Raw genomic sequence first — 19,184 nt, forward strand, 5'->3', positions numbered from 1 at the left:
GAGGTCAGGCTCCTTTGATGGAAGCAACGCGTACGGAGCCGGAATGGTTGACCGGCTCCGCATGTTGCTGACCATGCGGGGTCGACATCTGGACAATCGAACTGGTGAAAGAGAGCAGCGCGTCGCCGGCGATCAGGCCGCCTGCAAGGACTTCCAGGCCGGCAGTCCCTTTTTCCCTTCGAAGTGTCACGGCCAGCCTGATGACCAGCCCGGCGAGTACAGCCCACCCGGCTGCACTGTTGTTAATCAGCAGTCCCGTGGCAAACATGATACCAAGCTGGCGGTGTGGTCCACCACCGCCTTGAAGAGCAACACCGATCAGCAGCCACGGCCAGATCCGCCCGATCAGGCCGGGGGCAAGGCCTGATTGGATCAGCCCAGCGAAGACATGATCGACCGGGGGGAGTAACCCGGCTTTCAGATAGTCTTCGCCATGCAGCGCCACGAGTATGATGGCGACCCCGAATGCTGTCATGGCGGCCAGAAACTGTTGCCAGCGTCCATCCCGCTCGAAGGCGGGATCAGTCCCTTCGCCACGCAGCAGAAAACCGGCCCGCAGGTCGCAGCCCATATCTCCGAAAGCGGGGCCTGTTGCAGCGGAAAAACCGACCAGCAGAGCCAGCGCTATCGGCGGAAAGCCGATGATCATGCCCCCCAGCAGGGTCACAACGGCGGCAGCGAAAGCGGGAAACCACCCGGAATGCATGGCGGCCAGTCCGACAATCAGTTCATGCATGTAGGCGGCGAAAGCGGCGAAGATTACAAAGCCCAGCATCATGGCAGGCGGCATATGCGTATACAGCCCTCCCAGCAGCGCCAGCAGCAGGGCGATGCCCAGATAGCCAGCCATGCCCAGTCCAAGCATGCGCCGCAGAGAAGGGGTGTCGGTCGCGGTGTCGGGTGAAGGCGGTCGCCTGCCATTGCGGATCAACAGCGCGACAACCTGTACCAGTGCCGCGAGACCAGCGCCGAGCATGGCGGCATGGGGTGCACTGGCGGCCGCCAGATCACGGCCCGGCAGCAAGGCATGCAGGTGCGGAAGCGCAAAGACGGCATGCTGATAGCCGCGTGTCAGTAATCCGATAGCAAAGAAAAGCAGCGCCCATGGATTGCCGATAAAAGCGACGCCTATGGCAGACATCGGCAGGCCCAGCCATGATCCGGTGGCACCGGCGGCCATTCCGGCTCCGAGGGTGACGGCCTTGCGACCGCCTTCATCACCGGCCCTGATGGCTTCTGCGGCGGCGACACCGGGCGGCCACGGTGCTTCTGCTGGAAAAATGGCCGTTCCGAAGGTGCTGTACATCAGCCAGGCATCCAGCAACATCGCAAGAGCCGCCCCGGCCAGCATCGGCCAGACAAGGTCCGGCATGCCGAGGGCCCATGGAATCCCGATGGGTAAGAGAAGCGCATTGGCCGCGCCGAAGGTGGCGGCGGAGATGGCGCTCTGCACCAGATTCTGGCGATGGATGGAGCGGAATCCAAGCAGGGGCTGCCACGGGATGCGCCCCAGAATCATGGCTGTAACGGCGCCTATGATGGCGGTGTTGGGGGTAACCCCCAGCCGCACCAAAATCTGCATTCCGACAATGCCGCCCAGAACCGAGAGGATCAGAATGACCAGCAGCGTCGGCAGTTCACTGACGCGAGGATGCGCTTCGCCGCATGGGGGAGAGACTGTCCGGGTGTACTCTGCGTGGATAACCGCCTCAGCCGGGGTGTAGGCGAGCCGTTCAGGGTTCTGCTTCAGATCAGGAAGAGGCACTGTCAGGGGATCACGAACATTCTGCCTGAAACAGGGCTATGCGGGGTTTATTTACCCGGCGCACAGCAGCATGACCACAGCCAGCATCAGCCCCGTCAGTCCCATCCAGTAAAAAGTGGTCTTCTGATTGCTGATGGCGATGCTACGGGCTGCAGTCCGGGGGCGACGCTGCATATCAGTGGTCCTTCCTCAAGAGGTGGATCGAAAACAGATGATCAGAGTCGGTCCAGGTGGCGGAAGCATGCCACCCGGCCTGCCCTGCCAGAGTATGAAACCCTTTTACCGTATGTTTGTAGCTATTTTCTGTGTGAATAGTTTCTCCTTGATGGAAATGAATGATTCTGGAGCCAATCCGGGCCTTTTGCGGGCGGCGGCTGACCAGATGCATCTCGATCCGGCTTTCATGATCATTCCATACGGCGCGATGGGTAAACCCGTCCGGGTCGAGATCGGCGCCGATCGCATCATTGATATGGTTGAGAATATTGCGATTGAACGCGGCAGTCACGCCGGCCTGATCATTATAGGCCGGTAGCAGGATGGCAGGATCCTTGCGGAGATCGGCCCCCACCAGGAAAAACGCATCCGGTCCGGTCAGAAGACGGACATCCCGCATAAAGGCAACAGCCTGCGCCGGTGAGAGATTGCCGATGGTGGAGCCAGGGAAAAACGCCAGCTGCGGGCGGTTGGCGACGGAAACTGGCAGCGATTCGAGTGTTGTGAAATCCGCCACCATCGGCTGCACGGTCAGAGCGGGATGGGAGACGGACAGCCTGCGCGCCAGCGCTGACAGAGCCTCTGCCGCGACATCAATGGCGACATAGGTATTTATAGGCTTTCCCGCCTCAAGCAGCGTTTCCAGCAGCAGGACAGCCTTGTCCTCCGAACTTGCGCCGAACTCGATCAGGGCAGGACAGTCCGGGAGATGGGATGCCAGATCGGTCCCTATACCCCGCAGCAAATGGCGTTCAGTACGGGTCAGATAATATTCCGGCAGTGTGGTGATCGCCTCGAACAGGCGGCAGCCTTCCGTATCATAGAACAGCTTTGCAGGAAGGGTTTTTCTGATGCGGGACAGACCATCCAGAACCTCCTGCATGATCTGGGGAACCGGTTGGACGGGGGAAGGCTGGACCAAATCATGACTGACACTCGGCATGTGTTCTGGTTCCTGATTGTTCAAGGAAATGAAGGGGAAGGGGCCAGAGGGGGAATCGCCTGTTCGATATCGCGGGCCAGCCTTAGACCGCTGAACTGCCATCGCCTGTCAGGATGGAAGAAATTCCGGTAGGTGTTTCTTGCGTGCGACGCGGGCGTGGCGATGGAACTGCCACGCAATACCATCTGGTTGATCATGAATTTGCCGTTGTATTCGCCGATCGCGCCCGTCGGCGGCTGAAAGCGTGGGTAAGGACGATAAGCGCTGGCGGTCCATTGCCATACCCGACCGTGCATATCATTCAGCCGCTGGTCGGAAGCCGCAATTTCCCATTCCTGTTCGGTCGGCAGTCTTGCACCAGCCCATCGTGCATAGGCATCAGCCTCGTACCAGCTGATATGACGGACGGGGGCCGTGTTTTCCAGCGGCAGCAATCCGCCCGGGCCCATCTGCATCCAGCGTCCGTTCTGCTCGACCCAGTAAAGCGGGGCTTGCCAGTGTCGGGCGATTTCATAGCCTTCCATCATCCAGAAGGTGCTGTTGCGGTATCCGCCCGCGGCGATAAAAGCTTTCCAGTCTCCATTGGTGACCAGATCGGTGGCCAGTTGATAAGGCTGCACAAACACGTCGTGGGCGGGGGTTTCGTTGTCGAAGGAAAATCCGGGCTGGCTATGACCGATGGGCCTCAAGCCGCCGCCAAGCGTGATGAAGCCGTCTGTGCTGGTGCCTGGCCTGGGGGGTGGCGCTGGCCTGTCCTCCCAGCCTGGCAGCACGGCCGGGTAAAGGGGACTTTGTGCAAAAGCATGCAGCATATCTGTGACCATCAGCTCCTGATGCTGCTGTTCATGTTGCAGGCCCAACTCCACCAGATCGGCCAGTTCCCTCGAGAGTTCCTCCTGTCCCAGCAGGCGTAGCATCGCCATGTCGATGACATGGCGGTATTCGCGGATGGTGATACAGGATGGGCGGCTCAGCACACCGCGTTGCGGGCGCGGATGGCGTGCCCCCACGGCCTCGTAATAGGAATTGAACAGCAGATTGAAGGCGGGAAAGCGATCTTCGTAGTCGGGGTCGTACGGTTTCAGGATGAAGGTCTCGAAAAACCAGCTTGTATGCGCGCGGTGCCATTTGACCGGGCTGGCATCAGGCATGGACTGGATACACTGATCCTCGTCATCCAGATGGCTGCTCAGCCGTTCGGTTTCTGACCGGACCTGCCGAAAGCGGCGTGTCAGAGGAGGCTCAGAGCCAGACATGCATCCTCCATCTTTCTTCTTCCGAGGAGGATGCAAAACTCCTGGTTGCCCATGAAGTTCCGGCTTCTGCTGTGCTGTGAAGCCGCTATCCGATCATGGGCAGCCATGCTATCCGGAGACATCGATTTAAAGATGAATGGCTTTACATGACTGATCATACTCAAGCTGTGCCTGATACAGGGCCTGGGCAAAGCCGGTTCGAGCAGGAAATGGCGTCCCTTATCGTCGAAACCCTGCACCTGGAAACCAGCCCGCAGGATATCGCGCCGGAGGCGCGGCTGTTCGGAGAAGGGCTGGGTCTCGACAGTATCGATGCGCTGGAGCTGTCACTCGCCATCAGCCGCGCCTACGGCGTCAATCTGAAATCCGACGATGCGGAAAATCCGGCTATTTTTGCCTCCCTGCGGGCGCTGGCGGCTCACGTTTCAGCTCATCGCGCCTGATTTTTCATGACGTGGCGGGATGTGCGACGGCGGGCTGCCCTGCTCCTGCTGATCACGATTCTGTGGGGATGTGCTGCGGAGGATTTCTCCCGCCTGCATCCCCATACAGAGGCGGAGGAGCAGACCTATACACGCCTGTTCCCATATTATGTGGATATCTGCGCGACGTCCCAGATAAAGAAAAAGCCGGGATTTGGTGCATCTGATCGCGGTGGTGTGGGCGGCCATATGGGTTTCTTCCTCCGGGGGGCTTGTGCGGATCGTGAAGCGCATTACCCGGTACTGCATCTTTGTCGCCCCGGTGAGGAAGATGGCGTTGGCATCGGTATGGATGCTCATTTCAGCTCTGCCAAATGGTCTGCGGCACGGGGGCGCAGCTTTTTCTTCCATGGCGGGATGAGTCCCGACGAAACGCTGACACCGGCGCGGTATACGCAGATCCTGCAACAGGCACGGCAGGATGGGGTGCTGGACGGTATTTCCTTTCACGATGACCGATTCGATGAAAAACCCGCCGTTGTTTCAACGGAGGATTGGAAATATCAGCTGACGGCCGGAACCGATTTCGCGCTCGGCATGGGGCGCGGCAGCTATTGTGCGCGCGTGCCGGTTTCGCAGCAGGATATGCTGCGGATTATTGATTTTATGAATGCACAGAACGCGCCTTACCGATCCGGCAAGGACGTGTTCCGGTGGAGCGTCTTTACGGATAATTGCGGTCATCTGGCCCATAATGCGCTCAGCGCAGCCGAGTATTGGCCGGAATGGCCGATTGACAAGCCTTTGCTGCTGGCGATCTTCGACTTTCCGGTTCCGAAGAATGAGTATGTGAATGTCATGATGCGGTCACAGTCTCTGCCGCTTGATGACGTGGCTGCCCTGTATCGTGATGATGATATCCGGACCATGCTTCTGAGCGAAAATCGCCTGCCTCCCGGTCCGGGGGTGCTATCGGTGTTCGAGCCTCCGCAGGCGCGGAATCAGGTCTACGATGTCGATGAATTGATGTTGCTGTTTTATGATGATGCCATTATCGGGCGGTACCGCCACCGTTTGCAGGATATCCAGTCCGAGCCCCGTTTTTACGATCTGCACGATAATATTCGCTGGTGGCATGATCGATATGAACAGTTGATTGCATCCCGCTACCCGGCAGAGTGGTGGTTGCAGCGTCTGACCTTGACTCCGACCGGGCGGGCCGATTTCAGGATTTTTTATGATCGATACTACGCGTATCTCGATCGCCAGCTTGATTGGACCACGCAGGCACTGCACCAGCTGGAAAACTAAGTCTGATCAGGGTCTGCGTTCAGCCGTGATGATCCTGAAAAGCTGATCGAATGTCGCCTCTTCGGCCTGTCGGGGCAGAATGAACGGTGGAGGCGCACCAAATCGTGTCAGGGTGGAGGCGGTTTCCTCGGCAGGAACGGGCTGGGACGGACTTTCGTTCAATACCAGCCAGTCGGCATTCAGCCCTCGCGCCTGAAGGGCGGAGAGAGCGGTCAGCGTATGGCTGATTGTGCCGAGATAGGTTCCGGCAACCAGCAGAATGCGCGGCTGTAATGCTGCGATCCAGTCCAGCACAGTGTGAGAATGGTCCAGCGGCACCATCACGCCACCAACACCTTCAATCAATACCTGCCCGGTACGTGGTTTCGCGCAGTGACGGATCAGGGCATCAAAGGGGATGCTCCGCCCCTCCTGCTCTGCCGCCATATCCGGGGAGAGAGGGGCTGAAAATCGCCACGGCGCAATCTCATCAAGGTCGAGGTCATCCGCATCCGGCCCTTCCTGTAGCGCTTTCATCAGCAGATCGGCATCGGTGGGGGGATGGGCCGTGCCGCTGAGTACCGGCTTTAACGCCTGCACCTGCTGTCCGGCCCGGATGAAAGCTCTGACCAACCCGGCCGTGACATAGCTTTTGCCAATATCCGTGCCGGTAGCCGTGATGAAAACCGGCTGCCTGGCGGGATCAGTCATGGTTGTGATCATGGTCCGCATGGTCGATCTGGCCCGGGAGAGGAGAGAGACCGCATGGATGGTCGTCGGAACGTAAACCGGTTTCCATCTGCACTGTCGCATGCGAGATGCCGAACCGGTCGCTCAACCGGTGCTGGATAGCATCGAGAATACGATCCCGGTCTTCGCTCGTCTCCTCTCCGGCTCCGGTCACGGCATGCAGGGTGATCAGCCGGTCATTCCCGGTCAGGGACCATGCGTGCAGGTGATGAATGCGCTGCACACCGGGGATGGTGTGAACAAGATCGTGGGCAATGGCATCCAGATCAATATCAGCCGGAGTGCCCTGGAGTAGTACATGGGCCGATCCTTTGACCACACCCACGGCACCGCGCAGGATCATGGCGGCAAAGATCAGTGACAGCAGTGGATCGGCGATCACCCAGCCGGTTGTCATGATAATCAGCGCTGCCAGGATGGCAGCGGCGAAGCCGAACAGATCGCTCAGCACATGCAGCCACACGCCGCGCATATTAAGGCTGGATTCCCGTCCTCCATTCAGGATGAGCAGGGAGATGGCGTTGGCCACCAGTCCGACCGCGGCAACGGCCAGCATCAGACCGCCGCCAATCGGTTGGGGATTCAGCAGGCGGCGCACTGCCTCGACCACAATCCATATGGAGACAATCAGGAGGGAGGAGCCATTGACGAAGGCTGCCAGAACTTCCAACCGGCGGAAGCCGTAGCTGTGGCGTGTGCTGGACGGACGCCTGCCAATGCGTAAGGCTGCCCATCCCATCAGCAGGGACAGTACGTCAGACACCATATGGCCTGCATCGGCCAGCAGGGCCAGCGATCCGGACAGCAGGCCGCCTACGATTTCAGCACCGAGAAAAACCGTGAGAATCACGAAAGCGAGGGCCAGTCTTCGTTCGTTCTTGACCCCCGCGCCATGGGAATGGCCCAGCGCGCCATGATCATGGCCTGCATGACCGTGATCATGATGGGTATGGGAATGAGAGGCCGGCGTGATGATGGCTTCGGTCATGGTGAACCTCTATACGCTTTCTTAAATATATGAATACATATTCATATATATGCGGTCAAGTCCATATTTCCCGATGGTCATCCTGCTGTGTCAGACAGTAAGGGCCTGATCAGTTCTGCCAGACGCATAATGTCGCTGTCAGGGGTCAGGGCGGTGAAAGTCAGCCGCAGGCGGGCTGTTCCAGCCGGGACAGTGGGGGGGCGGATTGCGGCAGCCAGATAACCATGCTCCGCCAGCATCGCCGAGGCAGACAGGGCTGCCTCAGCAGAGCCGAGCAGGATCGGCACGATGGGGCTTTGTGCGTCTGGCAGACCCGCCAGACGGGTGAACAGCCTCGCTTTCGTCAGCGGCTGCATGGTCAGGGCGGGATCGGCGGCGATCAGCTCCAGCGCTGTGATCGCCGCTGCCAGCGTGCCGGGGGGAAGGCCTGTGGTATAGATAAAGCTGCGCGCCCGATTGCGGATCAGCGCCACCACCGGCGCGGATGCACAGAGATAGCCGCCATAGGCCCCCACTCCCTTGGAGAGCGTGCCCATCTGCAACGGAACGTCATGACCGTATGCGGAGCCGTGCCCCTCGTTCAATACACCGATTCCATGGGCGTCATCGGTCATCAGCCATGCATTGTATCGTGCCGAGAGTTCAACCAGCGCTGACATTGGGGCGAGATCGCCATCCATGGAGAATACGCCGTCCGTGACGATCAGCACGTGATCATGCTGCGGGCGTTCCTGCTCCAACAGCCCGGCCAGCGCCTGCATGTCGTTATGCGGAAACCGTATCGTCCTGGCATGCGCCAGAGCAGCGCCGGCATGGATGCAGGCATGAGCAAGCTCGTCCACCAGAATAAGGTCGTTGGGGGCAATCAGGGCTGGAATAATGCCGATATTCGCCAGAAAGCCGGACCCGAACACGATGGCGGCCTCCGTGCCTTTCAAGGTCGCTAATCTGGCTTCCAACGCAGTGTAGAGCGGGTGATTGCCGGTCACCAGTCGCGATCCGCCCGCACCGACCCCGAACTGAGCGGTGGCGTCGATGGCGGCACGAATGGTGGCGGGATGAGTAGAGAGGTTGAGATAATCGTTGCAGGACAGGCTCAGCATCCGTCGTCCCCCCCGCATGACCCACGGGCTGCTGTCTCGGCCGGTTTCATGCAGCACGCGGCTCAACTGTCGTTTTTCCAGCGCGGAGAGCCTGCGTGCGGCGAAATCGTCCAGAGTCTGCATCGGATTACCCTGCATGGTGCGTCGACTCCCTTTCCCCCACAGAGGGGAAGGCTAAGGGGCAGGCGGGCGGAGGAATGCGTGACAGAAACATTTCATCCGCTTCGGAACTGCTTTAGTCTGCTTCGGCTGATGAACGGTTATAACCGCCTGTTCCGGAATGGAAGTGATGCCCGATACGAATCTCCCCTGCCAGAGTCTGGCTGACTCCGCCCTGTCCACGACGCGGGAGGCGGGGGCTGAAGCCGTGGTCATCCGTCACGATTGGAGCAGGGAAGAAGTACGGTCCCTGCTCGATCTGCCATTCCCTGAACTGCTGTTCCGTGCCGCTGCGATCCACCGTGCCTGTTTTGATCCGCGTGAGGTGCAGATATCGACCCTGCTCTCGATCAAGACCGGCGGCTGTCCGGAGGATTGTGCCTACTGCCCGCAGGCAGCCCAGTACGATACCGGGGTCGAGGCCAGTCGTCTGATGCGGGTCGACGCCGTGCTGGAGGAAGCCCGTGCGGCGAAGGCCGCCGGAGCCAGCCGTTTCTGCATGGGGGCCGCCTGGCGTTCCCCCAAGGAGCGCGACATGGACACGGTCTGTGAGATGATCGAGGGCGTGAAGGCGCTGGGCATGGAAAGCTGTGTCACGCTCGGCATGCTGACGGATCAGCAGGCCCTGCGGCTGAAACAGGCCGGACTGGATTATTATAACCACAACCTCGATACGTCTCCCGAGTATTATGGCGCGGTCATTTCAACCCGCACGTACGAGGATCGGCTGGAAACGCTGGCTCATGTGCGGGATGCAGGGATCAATGTCTGCTGTGGCGGTATTCTGGGGCTGGGCGAGAGGCTGGATGACCGTGCCGGCCTGATCGTGGCGCTCGCCAACCTGCCACGTCACCCGGAGAGTGTGCCGATCAATGCGCTGGTGCAGGTTGAAGGCACCCCGCTGAAAGGGCAGGAGCCGGTCGATACGATCGATTTTGTACGGATGATCGCGGTCGCCCGCATCACCATGCCTCATGCACGGGTCCGTCTGTCGGCTGGACGCGAGGCTATGACTGATGAGGCGCAGGCACTGTGTTTTCTCGCCGGAGCCAACTCGATTTTCTATGGCGAGAAGCTGCTGACGACCGGCAATCCTGCGGCGGAGCGCGATCGGGCGCTGTTGTCCCGCCTGGGTATGCGGCTGGTCTGACCGGTGAGCGTCAGGCGTGATGTCGCCATCGGATCAGGCAGACGCCTCCCGTCTCTGGCTGCCGTATACGCAGATGCAGACGGCTGCTCCGCCGCTGCGGGCGGTGCGGACTTATGGTACGCGCATCGTGCTGGAGGACGGGCGCGAACTGGTGGACGGAATCGCCAGCTGGTGGACCGCCTGCCACGGCTATAACCACCCTGCGATCATGGAGGCGATGCGGGAGCAGCTTGCCCGGATGCCGCATGTGATGCTTGGCGGTCTGGTGCATGACCCTGCCGAGAAGCTGGCCAGCCGTCTCTGTGCCATTGTGCCGGGGGCGATGGAGCGGGTGTTCTTCTCCGATAGCGGCAGTGTCGCGGTTGAGGTCGCGATGAAAATGGCGATCCAGCACTGGCTGAATCGCGGGGAGCGGCGGCGTAGTAAAATCCTTGCTTTTCGCGGCGGGTATCATGGCGATACCTTTGCCACCATGGCGGTGTGCGATCCGGAAGAAGGCATGCACAGCCTGTTTCAGGGCGTGCTGCCGCAGCATGTGATTGCCGATCTGCCTTGTGACGACTCATCGCAGGCAAGACTTACCGACATTCTGGAACGGTATGAGGATGAACTGGCCGCCATTCTGGTGGAACCGCTGGTGCAGGGTGCGGGAGGAATGCGGTTTCATGCACCGGATGTGCTGCGGCGTCTGCGGGCGGCAGCAGATCAGGCAGGGATTTTCCTGATTCTGGACGAGGTGTTTACCGGGTTCGGGCGCACGGGAAGCATGTTTGCCTGCGAACAGGCGGGCATTGCCGCCGATATTGTCGTGCTGTCGAAGGCATTGACGGGCGGCGTTTCTCCTCTGGCGGCCACGTTGGCGAATGGAAAGGTGACGGCCGCTTTCTGGAGTGATCGACCGGACCATGCACTGATGCATGGCCCGACCTATATGGGTCACGCGCTGGGGTGTGCCGCCGCTCTCGCCTCGCTTGATCTCTTCGTGCAGGAGGACAGGCTGACACAGGTGGCAGCCATATCGGCCCAGCTGGAAGCCGGGCTATCCCCATGTCGTGGCAGCAGGCTGGTGCGCGATGTGCGGGTGATGGGTGCGATCGGCGTCGTTGAACTCGATCCAATGCCGTCTTTGGCTGATATCAAGGCGCGGTTGCTGGAGAGAGGCGTTTGGATCCGCCCGTTCCGTAATATTATTTATCTCACCCCGGCTCTCATCATCGGGAAAGATGATCTGGCCCACCTGACCGGCGCGGTATGTGCCGTGGTAGATGAATTGAAGGCTTGAAAGACCGTATGAAAAAAGAAAAGGCCGCGGAACACCGCGGCCAGTCGTCTTGGGGTCGTCGCAGAATTTATCTGCCCGCTTATCAGTGCCATCATAATCCAGATAAGCCTTTAAAGATGCTATCTGATGATGGCTGATAAACGAATTACTTCGTTTCGGCGCAAGCGTAAGCGTTGATCTCGGCGCCCAGGGCAACTTCGACAACCTTCGGGGTATTCCAGGCCATGACGTTCTCCATGGATTGATAAAGTCATCCGCCTGATCATTCAGGCGTGTTCTCTACATAAGCTGCTCTCATGAAAGGTCCAATGAATTATTCTCGGGATCATCATCGGTCTGTTCGATCAACCACGTCTTGCAGGCGATTCTGAGCCCTTTTCGAGGGGTATCGGCATTTTTCGCTGCATTGTAGGGGACTTTTTTCTTGCTGCGGGTGCTGGACGGGACGGCCATGAAAGCTCTGACTCACCTTCTTATGAAGAAGTATGGACAGAGAGATGCGGCTCAGCAGGATGATGCTTCGACGGAAGGCCCTGATCGCGCTGGGGGCACTGATGGCAGTGGGTGGCATCATTATTCAGCCAGTACTCGCTCATAAGGCTTTGTCACATCCGCCTGTTCACGCCCAGCCCGCCGCCACATGCGTTGCCCGTGCGCTCGATGGCGGACAGAGACGGGAATTCACCCGTGCCCTGGTGCAGCCTCCCGGAACGCTGACCGATCCGGAGGCACCCAGGCCGGTCTATCGTCTGACCAGCCGTTGCTACCCGGATCTTCAGGCTGAGGCCGCCTGTCCCACCGAATATGGGCCTGATGCGCATCTGGCCGAATGGTTCGATATTGCGCCTTTGCTGGCGAAAAATGCTGAAGCGGCGCAGGCGCTGGGCTTTGCGATCGGAGATCTGGCGTGGCTCAGTGTCAGCCATTTCAGCTATGACAAGGGGATGCAGTATTATCTGACCCGGCTGGACACGCCGCCGCCAGAGGATGCACTGATCCGTCAAACCGCGCCGCATGGCTGGATTGTCGGGCAATGGACCGGGCTGGCTCTGCCTTCCTTGTGTGAGATCGGGACCAGACCGCTGCCAGCTCCGCAGGAATAACGGTTCTCTCTCTTCTCATCTCTGGCGAGGATCGGCGACGGGATATAAATAGAACCCTGGGCGCATGAACCGAGGATGCAGGCATCGTGAGAGTTCTGATTCTTGGCAGCGGAGTCGTCGGCGTTGCCACAGCCTATTATCTATCCCGGGAAGGGCATGAGGTGGTGGTGGCTGACCGCCGGGACGGTCCGGGCATGGAAACCAGCTTTGCCAATGCGGGGCAGGTATCCCCCGGCTATTCATCGCCTTGGGCCGCCCCCGGTATTCCCCTGAAAGTGCTGCGCTGGATGACGCAGCCTCGCAGCCCGTTCGTGCTTCGCCCCAAACTGGATTGGGCACAGTGGCGTTGGATGACGCAGATGCTGGGAAATTGCACCGCGAATGCCTATGCCCGCAACAAGGCCCGCATGGTCAGGTTGGCCGAATACAGCCGTGACCAGTTGCGCGATCTGCGTGACGAAACCGGTATTGCCTATGATAACCGTGAACGCGGTACGTTACAGCTTTTCCGCACCCAGAAGCAGATGGATCATACTGCGGATGATATTGCGGTTCTGAAATCCTACGGCGTTGCTTATGAAGTTCTCGATCGTGCCGGATGCATCGCCGCGGAACCGGGGCTGCAATGGGCACAGGTTCCTCTGGTCGGCGGCTTGCGTCTACCCGGGGATGAAACCGGTGATGCTCATCTGTTCACGCGGGAACTGGCCCGTATCTGCATGGAACGCGGCGTTTCCTTCCTGTTCGGAACGCAGATCCATGGATTCAGCACGCAGGGCGACAAGATCACGGCTATCCGTTCTTCACGGGGAGATCTGACGGCGGATGCCTATGTTTGTGCGCTGGGCAGTTATTCACCGCTGCTGCTGAAGCAGATCGGCATAGCCGCGCCGATTTACCCGGTGAAGGGCTATTCAATGACCATTCCCATCACGGATGAAACCCATGCCCCGATCTCAACGGTGATGGACGAGACCTACAAGATCGCGATTACCCGTCTCGGCAATCGTATCCGCGTCGGTGGCACGGCGGAGCTGGCCGGGTACGATACACGTTTGCGTCAGGAAAGGCGTATGACGCTGGAGGGATCCGTTAAGGAGCTGTTCCCGGATTCCGGCGATTTGCCAGCGGCGACATTCTGGTCCGGACTGCGGCCAATGACACCGGATGGCACCCCCATTATCGGTCCGACGCGCTATCGTAACCTGCATCTCAACACGGGCCATGGCACGTTGGGCTGGACCATGTCCTGCGGCTCCGGCCGGTTGCTGGCGGATATGATCAGTGGCAAACGCCCCAACATCGACCATGCCGATCTGGCGATCGCCCGTTACGCAGGCTGAACCCCCGGATCATTTCTGACCCGCACAGGAGCATTTCATGCAGGCTACTGACCAGACTGCTGAAGGGCGAAGGCTGTCCGCACCACAGCCTTGGCGGCGTTGGGGGCCTTATCTCAGTGACAGGCAATGGGGCACGGTGCGGGAGGATTACAGCGCGCATGGAGATGCCTGGGATTATTTCCCGTTCGACCATGCCGGTGCGCGGGCCTATCGCTGGGGCGAGGATGGGCTGGCAGGGTTTGGCGATGATCGGTTGTACTGGTGCCTCGGGCTTGGATTGTGGAACGGGCGTGATCCGTTTTTGAAAGAACGCCTGTTTGGCCTGAATAATGCTGAGGGCAATCACGGCGAGGATGTAAAGGAAATCTATTTCCACACCGACGGCCTGCCAAGCCATGCCTTCATGCGGATGGAATACAAATACCCACATGCGGCTTTCCCATATGAGGCGTTGCGTCGGGTCAACGCGGCACGCGGCCTGAATGATACCGAGTATGAGATTGAAGATACCGGCATCTTTGCAGAGAGCCGCTACTTTGACATTGACGTTGTGTATGCCAAAGGAGATGCGGACGATATTCTTTGCCGGATCACTGTGCTCAATCGTGGCCCGGAAGCAGAGGATATCCATCTCCTGCCAATGCTGTGGGCACGCAACATATGGAGCTGGAAACCGGATGCGGAGAAGCCATTCCTGACGGTCATCGGCCCCCGCAGCGTTTCCGCCGAACATCCTTACATGCCGACCATGCGCTGGGATGTGGATGCCGAAGATGCAGCGCTGTTGTTCTGTGAGAATGAGACAGACCCTGCTTTATTCGGACAACCCACCCGTCCCTACTGCAAGAATGCCATTAATCAAGCCGTGGTCGCCGGGAATGCGTCAGCCGTTAATCCCGCACAAACCGGCACGCGCTGTGCCGCCTGGGTGAAGCGCCGTCTGGCTCCCGGTGAGCAATGCTCGATCCGTCTGCGTTTTTCAGTTCATACGCAGGTGGTTGATCCTTTTGCCGATCATGATGCGGTCATGTCACGCCGTCAGGATGAGTGTGATAAATTTTATGCAGCTGTACAAAAGAATATTTCTGATCCAAGCCTGAAACGCATCCAACGTCAGGCATTCGCCGGAATGCTGTGGACCAAGCAGCTTTATTATTATGATGTCCATGCCTGGCTGAATGGCGACCCGGGACAGATCAAGCCACCTCCCTCCAGGATGCTGGAAAGGAATGCGGACTGGCAGCATTTCAATGCTTGCGATGTGATCTCCATGCCGGATAAATGGGAATATCCGTGGTTTGCATCATGGGATCTGGCTTGTCATTGCGTGACCTTCGCGCTGATCGATCCCGATTTTGCCAAGAAGCAGCTTCTGCTGCTGGTACAGGACTGGTTCAGCCATCCCAATGCCATGATGCCGGCGTATGAGTGGGAGTTCAGCGATGCCAATCCGCCTTTGCATGCCTGGGCCACATGGCGGGTGTACCGGATGGAGCAGGAACGTTGCGGGTGCGGAGACCGCCAGTTTCTGGAGCGTATGTTTCTGCGCCTGACGATGAATTTCACCTGGTGGGTCAATCACAAGGATGCGGACGGACGCAATATCTTTCAGGGTGGCTTTCTGGGGCTGGACAATATCGGTATTTTCGACCGCTCCAAACCGTTGCCGACCGGCGGACATATGAGCCAGTCCGACGGGACGGCGTGGATGGCCTCCTATGCGCTGAACCTGATGCGGATCGCCATGGAGCTGGCGGTTGAAGATCCGGTTTATGAAGATCTGGCGGGGAAATATTTCGAACATTTCTTGTTGATCGCCCGGGCTGCCTCACAGGAAAATGGTTTGTGGGATGAGCAGGACCAGTTTTTCTACGACGTTCTGGTGCTGCCCGACGGGCAGCGGATGCCGCTGCGCATCCGCTCCCTGGTCGGGCTGATTCCGCTGCTGGCGGTGGCGACATGGGAATCAGGAACCGTCGAGCATCTACCGGATTTTCGTGCCAGAACACACTGGCTTCTGCAAAACCGACCTGATCTCGCAAAGCTGGTGTCACGTTGGGAGGAGCCGGGTGGTGGACGCTCGGCCCTGCTGTCGTTGTTACGCGGGCACCGGATCAAGAAGCTGCTGGCGCGGATGCTGGATGAGGAGGAGTTCCTGTCTCCGCACGGGATACGTGGTCTGTCACGTTATCACCGTGATCATCCGTATGTTTTCTCCTACCATGATCATAGCGTTTCGTTGCACTATACACCGGGAGAAAGCGATACCGGCCTGTTCGGAGGTAATTCCAACTGGCGCGGTCCGGTCTGGATGCCGGTCAATGTGCTGCTGATCGAGGCGCTGCGTGAATTCCACCGTTACTATAGCGATGATTTCCGGGTGCAGTATCCCCCTGGCAGTGATAGCACAGCATCTTTGAAAGAGCTGGCTGATGAGTTATCGCATCGCCTGATGACGTTGTTCCTTCCGGGGGAAAACGGTCGAATTCCGGCTTTGGGGGACAGCACCCTGTTGCATGATGATCCCGGGATGAAAGGGAGGATGCTGTTCCATGAATATTTCCATGGCGATAGCGGACGCGGGTTGGGGGCCTCGCATCAGACGGGATGGACCGGGATGGTGGCCTTGCTGATCGACATGTTCCACCACACGCCTGAAGAAACCGGTGTATGACAATGTGTTTGAAAATCTTGAGAAAATGCCTGCAATCTTTGCGTGGTAGATCCATTCCGGTGCTGGAGCTGAAAGGTATTCTGTCCCGGCGCGGACCACTGTCTTTCGAGACGGTCGAACCCGCTATCCGCAAGGCGGCAGCACTGGCTGAGAAGCGTGGTGCGCTGATCCTCTCTATCGACAGTCCCGGTGGCTCACCGGTACAGTCCGATCAGATTGCTTCCCTGATCCGACGTGAGGCGGAGGAGAAATCCTTCCGGGTCTATGCCGTCATTCAGGAGGTCGGAGCCTCAGGCGGCTACTGGCTGGCCTGTGCGGCGGATGAGATCATGGCCGGCCCAATGAGCATTGTCGGCTCGATCGGCGTGGTGGGCGGCGGCTTTGGGCTGAACCGGCTGATCGAGCGGCTGGGTATCGATCGCCGCCTGTATACGGCGGGGCAGAACAAGCGCCGGGGTGATCCATTTCTGCCGGAAAAGCCTGAGGATGTGGCCTTCATCGCCGGTTTGATGGAGGATATCCATGCCTCGTTCAAGGATTGGGTCAGGCAGCGTCGGGGCACCCGTCTGACCAGTGATGAGAGCGCCATTTTCGATGGCGGTTACATGCTGGGTCGTCAGGCAATGACGCTTGGTCTGATTGATGGCTTGACCGATTTGACAGCTCTGGTGGAGCAACTGGGGGGCGGGAAGGGGGCACAGCCGAAGCTGTTCCGTCCCCGCCTCCGGCGTGGGCTGCTGTCCCGCCTGCCTTCGCTGACCGCAGGTGCCTTGTTGGATGCGATGGAGGAAAGGCGGTTGGACTTACGCTGAGCTGTCTGATCAGGTGACGCGCCGCTTTTCCAGCTTCCGCGCCAGTGTGCGGCGATGCATGCCCAGCCGGCGGGCGGTTTCGGAAATATTGAAGTCCGTCTCTGCCAGCATTTCGTGAATACGCTCCCATTCCAGTGTCTTGATGGAGGTGGGACGGGCACTGACCGGAACGGAGGAATCACCGCCTTCTTCCCGTTCGAAGGCGGTGATGATGTCATCCGTATTGGCTGGCTTGGGCAGGTAGTGGCAGGCACCCAGCTTGATGGCCTCGACGGCGGTGGCGATGCTGGCGAAGCCGGTCAGCACGACGATACGCATCTCGGGGACGCGTTCATGCAGGATCCGGACGCATTCAAGACCGGAGCCACTGCCCAGCTTCAGATCGACCACCGCGTAAGAAGGCGTGTTCCCCTCCAGCGCCAGGTCGATTCCGTCCTGAGTTTCTGAATGGAAGACGCGGTAGCCCCGCCGTTCGAAAGAACGCCGAAGCGTTTTGGCAAAGGTTGCATCGTCCTCAATAATCAGCAGGGTGGGGTCAGGATCGGTCGGTTCAGTGTTCATGGTCTGTACTCTCCGTCGGCCTCATTCTCTATCACCATGGCCGCCAGGGGAAGCTGCACGGTGATGGAGGCTCCTCCGCCTTTCCGATTGGTGGCATGCACGGTGCCACCCAGCTTGCGGATGACATTGACCACCAGAAACAGCCCGACACCACTGCCCTGCTTTCCCTTTGTGCTGTGATAAGGCTTGCCGAAATCAGCAAGGATCGTGTCGGTAAAGCCCGGCCCCTCATCCTGCACGACAATGCTAAGGGTGTTATCCTGTTTTCTGGCGGTGACGCCGATCCAGCCCGGCGACGCTTCCAGGGCGTTATCGAGCAGGTTGAACAACACCTGTTTCAGCGCGATGTCAGAGACAATGGCGGGATCAGGGTTGATGCTGATACGCACATCCAGCCGGGAAGGGGAACATGCTTCACGCCATTCCTCGATCGTGTCTGTCAGAAAGGCTGAGGCTGTAGTGCGTAGCGTGCCCTCGCCGCGCGCATCGCCGGAGGAGACCAGAATATCGGACACGATGGATTTGCAGCGGTTTACCTGAGCCTGCATCTCGATAATGTCGTCGGCAAGTTCTGCATCGTCATGCAGGCGGGGCATATGCTGCCAGTCATTCAGAATGACGGAGAGGGTGGAAAGCGGCGTGCCCAGCTCATGCGCCGCGCCGGAGGCGAGAAGGCCCATGCGGACGATATGGGCTTCTTCGGCATTCTGCTGTCGTAATTCCGCCAGATAGGCGTCACGCTGCTTCAGGTTTCGTTGAATGCGGGAAACGAAGAAAACCTGCAGGCAGGCTGCCAGAACGAAGCCAATATACATCCCTTGACTGCGTAGGTGAAAGGGCAGGACATCTCCGGAGCCGGACAGATGAAACGGAATGGCCCGCATTGTCAGAAAGATGAAGCAGAGGCTGGTCACGGCCACTAACGCCCAGGCGAACCATGCATCCAGCAAGACGGTGCCGAGAATGACCTGAAGCAGGTACAGCGAGATAAACGGATTATCGGTGCCGCCACTGAGATAAAGCTGTACGGTCAGGGCCGAGACATCCAGCAGAAGAGCAAAGAAAATCTCTGTGCTGGTAAAGATTTTCTGAGACCGGTAGCGTATCAGATCGGTGATATTGAGCAGCAGCAGGCAGATCAGCACTACGCTCATCGCCCGTGCCGGTAAAGTAATACCGAGCAGGCGATGCACAAAGACAATCGTCACAATTTGTCCGATAATGGCCAGCCAACGCAGCTGGATCAGCAGCAGGAAGTTGCGTCTGTTGGTGGTATCCGCAAAATGGCCGCTGTTCACGCGTTGTCCTGTCGGTCTGCAAAGTGCGCATTATCCCGGCTAAAGCAGGGACAGGGCAATATCACCGTC

At 58.9% G+C, this 19,184-nt stretch carries 18 protein-coding genes; 8 read left to right on the plus strand and 10 right to left on the minus strand.

Annotated features, from left to right (window positions below; all coding sequences use genetic code 11):
* Positions 1-4: 4 nt before the first annotated feature.
* From GbCGDNIH6_RS02570 to egtB, 4 genes are read right to left on the minus strand one after another with little or no spacing between them, the layout of a single operon-like run.
* The gene (locus GbCGDNIH6_RS02570; RefSeq protein ID WP_072562748.1) at positions 5-1,765 is read right to left on the minus strand and encodes an OPT/YSL family transporter; all 1,761 of its coding nucleotides are present in this window, start codon (positions 1,763-1,765) and stop codon (positions 5-7) included.
* A 51-nt stretch (positions 1,766-1,816) separates the two neighbouring features.
* On the minus strand, positions 1,817-1,939 hold the full coding sequence (locus GbCGDNIH6_RS12670; RefSeq protein ID WP_269765627.1) for a hypothetical protein: 123 nt from the start codon (positions 1,937-1,939) through the stop codon (positions 1,817-1,819).
* A 1-nt stretch (position 1,940) separates the two neighbouring features.
* Positions 1,941-2,924, minus strand: coding sequence for an L-histidine N(alpha)-methyltransferase (gene egtD, locus GbCGDNIH6_RS02575; protein WP_072562749.1), 984 nt, complete (start codon positions 2,922-2,924; stop codon positions 1,941-1,943).
* Between the two features lie 20 nt (positions 2,925-2,944).
* Positions 2,945-4,180, minus strand: coding sequence for an ergothioneine biosynthesis protein EgtB (egtB, locus tag GbCGDNIH6_RS02580; protein WP_072562750.1), 1,236 nt, complete (start codon positions 4,178-4,180; stop codon positions 2,945-2,947).
* 146 nt (positions 4,181-4,326) lie between these two features.
* On the opposite strand from egtB, the gene GbCGDNIH6_RS02590 reads away from it, so the two are divergent.
* Positions 4,327-4,623, plus strand: coding sequence for a phosphopantetheine-binding protein (locus tag GbCGDNIH6_RS02590; protein ID WP_072562752.1), 297 nt, complete (start codon positions 4,327-4,329; stop codon positions 4,621-4,623).
* Positions 4,624-4,629: 6 nt separating this feature from the next.
* Entirely contained in the window at positions 4,630-5,913 is a 1,284-nt protein-coding gene (locus GbCGDNIH6_RS02595; protein ID WP_072562753.1) for a hypothetical protein, read from the plus strand.
* Between the two features lie 6 nt (positions 5,914-5,919).
* On the opposite strand, the gene bioD is transcribed toward GbCGDNIH6_RS02595, so the two are convergent.
* From bioD to GbCGDNIH6_RS02610, 3 genes are all read right to left on the minus strand, one after another.
* Positions 5,920-6,603, minus strand: coding sequence for a dethiobiotin synthase (gene bioD / locus GbCGDNIH6_RS02600; RefSeq protein ID WP_072564277.1), 684 nt, complete (start codon positions 6,601-6,603; stop codon positions 5,920-5,922).
* Positions 6,596-7,630 (minus strand): cation diffusion facilitator family transporter, encoded by a 1,035-nt coding sequence (locus GbCGDNIH6_RS02605; RefSeq protein ID WP_072562754.1) that lies wholly within the window; start codon positions 7,628-7,630, stop codon positions 6,596-6,598. The genes bioD and GbCGDNIH6_RS02605 overlap by 8 nt, the downstream gene beginning before the upstream one ends.
* A 77-nt stretch (positions 7,631-7,707) precedes the next feature.
* Positions 7,708-8,856, minus strand: coding sequence for an aminotransferase class I/II-fold pyridoxal phosphate-dependent enzyme (locus tag GbCGDNIH6_RS02610; RefSeq protein WP_072564278.1), 1,149 nt, complete (start codon positions 8,854-8,856; stop codon positions 7,708-7,710).
* A gap of 166 nt (positions 8,857-9,022) precedes the next feature.
* On the opposite strand from GbCGDNIH6_RS02610, the gene bioB reads away from it, so the two are divergent.
* Together bioB and GbCGDNIH6_RS02620 are read left to right on the plus strand one after the other, a co-directional pair.
* Positions 9,023-10,042 (plus strand): biotin synthase BioB, encoded by a 1,020-nt coding sequence (bioB, locus tag GbCGDNIH6_RS02615; RefSeq protein ID WP_198355793.1) that lies wholly within the window; start codon positions 9,023-9,025, stop codon positions 10,040-10,042.
* A 19-nt stretch (positions 10,043-10,061) separates the two neighbouring features.
* Positions 10,062-11,324 (plus strand): adenosylmethionine--8-amino-7-oxononanoate transaminase, encoded by a 1,263-nt coding sequence (locus tag GbCGDNIH6_RS02620; protein WP_072562755.1) that lies wholly within the window; start codon positions 10,062-10,064, stop codon positions 11,322-11,324.
* 145 nt (positions 11,325-11,469) lie between these two features.
* On the opposite strand, the gene pqqA is transcribed toward GbCGDNIH6_RS02620, so the two are convergent.
* On the minus strand, positions 11,470-11,562 hold the full coding sequence (pqqA, locus tag GbCGDNIH6_RS12715; protein WP_072562756.1) for a pyrroloquinoline quinone precursor peptide PqqA: 93 nt from the start codon (positions 11,560-11,562) through the stop codon (positions 11,470-11,472).
* A 274-nt stretch (positions 11,563-11,836) separates the two neighbouring features.
* Here pqqA and GbCGDNIH6_RS02630 point away from each other — a divergent pair, with 274 nt between their 5' ends.
* From GbCGDNIH6_RS02630 to GbCGDNIH6_RS02645, 4 genes are all read left to right on the plus strand, one after another.
* On the plus strand, positions 11,837-12,427 hold the full coding sequence (locus tag GbCGDNIH6_RS02630) for a hypothetical protein (protein WP_157692303.1): 591 nt from the start codon (positions 11,837-11,839) through the stop codon (positions 12,425-12,427).
* An 86-nt stretch (positions 12,428-12,513) separates the two neighbouring features.
* Positions 12,514-13,770 (plus strand): D-amino acid dehydrogenase, encoded by a 1,257-nt coding sequence (locus tag GbCGDNIH6_RS02635; protein WP_072562758.1) that lies wholly within the window; start codon positions 12,514-12,516, stop codon positions 13,768-13,770.
* 37 nt (positions 13,771-13,807) lie between these two features.
* The gene (locus tag GbCGDNIH6_RS02640) at positions 13,808-16,444 is read left to right on the plus strand and encodes an MGH1-like glycoside hydrolase domain-containing protein (RefSeq protein ID WP_072562759.1); all 2,637 of its coding nucleotides are present in this window, start codon (positions 13,808-13,810) and stop codon (positions 16,442-16,444) included.
* A gap of 59 nt (positions 16,445-16,503) precedes the next feature.
* Positions 16,504-17,256 (plus strand): S49 family peptidase, encoded by a 753-nt coding sequence (locus tag GbCGDNIH6_RS02645; RefSeq protein ID WP_232449926.1) that lies wholly within the window; start codon positions 16,504-16,506, stop codon positions 17,254-17,256.
* A 9-nt stretch (positions 17,257-17,265) separates the two neighbouring features.
* On the opposite strand, the gene GbCGDNIH6_RS02650 is transcribed toward GbCGDNIH6_RS02645, so the two are convergent.
* Together GbCGDNIH6_RS02650 and GbCGDNIH6_RS02655 are read right to left on the minus strand one after the other, a co-directional pair.
* Positions 17,266-17,817 carry a response regulator transcription factor gene (locus GbCGDNIH6_RS02650; RefSeq protein WP_072562761.1) on the minus strand — a complete coding sequence of 184 codons (552 nt, stop codon included), beginning with the start codon at positions 17,815-17,817 and terminating at the stop codon, positions 17,266-17,268.
* Positions 17,814-19,115: an ATP-binding protein gene (locus tag GbCGDNIH6_RS02655; protein WP_072562762.1), complete on the minus strand. Its 1,302-nt coding sequence runs from the start codon at positions 19,113-19,115 to the stop codon at positions 17,814-17,816. The genes GbCGDNIH6_RS02650 and GbCGDNIH6_RS02655 overlap by 4 nt, the downstream gene beginning before the upstream one ends.
* Between the last annotated feature and the right edge of the window lie 69 nt (positions 19,116-19,184).

This window comes from Granulibacter bethesdensis (assembly GCF_001889525.1).
Taxonomy (GTDB): Bacteria; Pseudomonadota; Alphaproteobacteria; order Acetobacterales; family Acetobacteraceae; genus Granulibacter; species Granulibacter bethesdensis_C.

Coding starts and splice junctions, on each gene's coding strand:
- GbCGDNIH6_RS12670 (WP_269765627.1), bottom strand. CDS start 1,939: ATGCAGCGTCGCCCCCGGACTGCAGCCCGTAGCATCGCCATCAGCAAT.
- egtD (WP_072562749.1), bottom strand. CDS start 2,924: ATGCCGAGTGTCAGTCATGATTTGGTCCAGCCTTCCCCCGTCCAACCG.
- egtB (WP_072562750.1), bottom strand. CDS start 4,180: ATGTCTGGCTCTGAGCCTCCTCTGACACGCCGCTTTCGGCAGGTCCGG.
- GbCGDNIH6_RS02590 (WP_072562752.1), top strand. CDS start 4,327: ATGACTGATCATACTCAAGCTGTGCCTGATACAGGGCCTGGGCAAAGC.
- GbCGDNIH6_RS02595 (WP_072562753.1), top strand. CDS start 4,630: ATGACGTGGCGGGATGTGCGACGGCGGGCTGCCCTGCTCCTGCTGATC.
- bioD (WP_072564277.1), bottom strand. CDS start 6,603: ATGACTGATCCCGCCAGGCAGCCGGTTTTCATCACGGCTACCGGCACG.
- GbCGDNIH6_RS02605 (WP_072562754.1), bottom strand. CDS start 7,630: ATGACCGAAGCCATCATCACGCCGGCCTCTCATTCCCATACCCATCAT.
- GbCGDNIH6_RS02610 (WP_072564278.1), bottom strand. CDS start 8,856: ATGCAGACTCTGGACGATTTCGCCGCACGCAGGCTCTCCGCGCTGGAA.
- bioB (WP_198355793.1), top strand. CDS start 9,023: ATGCCCGATACGAATCTCCCCTGCCAGAGTCTGGCTGACTCCGCCCTG.
- GbCGDNIH6_RS02620 (WP_072562755.1), top strand. CDS start 10,062: ATGTCGCCATCGGATCAGGCAGACGCCTCCCGTCTCTGGCTGCCGTAT.
- pqqA (WP_072562756.1), bottom strand. CDS start 11,562: ATGGAGAACGTCATGGCCTGGAATACCCCGAAGGTTGTCGAAGTTGCC.
- GbCGDNIH6_RS02630 (WP_157692303.1), top strand. CDS start 11,837: ATGATGCTTCGACGGAAGGCCCTGATCGCGCTGGGGGCACTGATGGCA.
- GbCGDNIH6_RS02640 (WP_072562759.1), top strand. CDS start 13,808: ATGCAGGCTACTGACCAGACTGCTGAAGGGCGAAGGCTGTCCGCACCA.
- GbCGDNIH6_RS02650 (WP_072562761.1), bottom strand. CDS start 17,817: ATGAACACTGAACCGACCGATCCTGACCCCACCCTGCTGATTATTGAG.